This is a genomic window from Oleiphilus sp. HI0066, from assembly GCF_001635725.1.
Genome location: NZ_LWFH01000590.1, coordinates 1 through 783 on the forward strand (window position 1 = coordinate 1; position 783 = coordinate 783).

1 protein-coding gene is annotated in these 783 nt (G+C 45.2%); it reads left to right on the forward strand.

The annotated features are described in order from the left end of the window. Positions 1 to 481 precede the first annotated feature (481 nt). Positions 482 to 783, forward strand: a 302-nt coding sequence (locus tag A3738_RS07790; protein WP_197473690.1) for a flavin reductase family protein, incomplete at its 3' end; no start/stop codon positions are given.

The window sequence follows — 783 nt, forward strand, 5'->3', positions numbered from 1 at the left end:
ATGACCATGGCAAAGTTTGCCCGAAGTGTTACGAGGTTGTTGATTGGAAGGTGATACTCCGTCCTAGACTTCTGCCAAACAGGTTGCGATGCTCCAATTGTGCTTCTTCACTACATTATGAAAATAATTGGCGCTTATCTATTTATTGGAACCTGGTTACATTTCTCATAATTGTTCTTTATGTAGTCGCCATAAAATATGGTCTTCGTCCAGACAGCCCTGTCGCAATGATCTGTATCGGTTCGGGGTTGATTGGCGGTATAAGCGAAATCCTGAATTTATTGTACAAACGTAGGCACTTGACTCTAGTTGCAACCTCTTCAGATTTTTAGTTTTATTAGCACATATAAGCTTAATCTAATGTCCGCTTCTTTTGTAAAAGTTCACCTGAGCACTCTAAATTTCCCACCCGATCCCTAATTCCTCGGCTGCCCGAGTAGCCGAGTCACTTTAACGGGACTAGCATTTAGTAAGGAACAGTATGCAACTCAAGCTTTCAGAACACAGCTCTGGCGAGATATACCACCTTCTCACCCAAACGATCGTGCCGCGCCCTATTGCGTGGGTGCTGACCAAGAATTCAAATAGCGACGAAACCTATAACCTCGCCCCTTTCTCTTTCTTCAACGCATTAACCAGTGCGCCGCCTACCTTAGTTGTTTCAATCGGCAAGAAGCCAAGTGGCGAGAGTAAAGATACGCGTGCCAATCTTGGTGAAGGAGAACACTGTGTGGTGCATATTCCACAGGTCACGCAGATGCAAGAGGTCTCTGATTCAGCCGC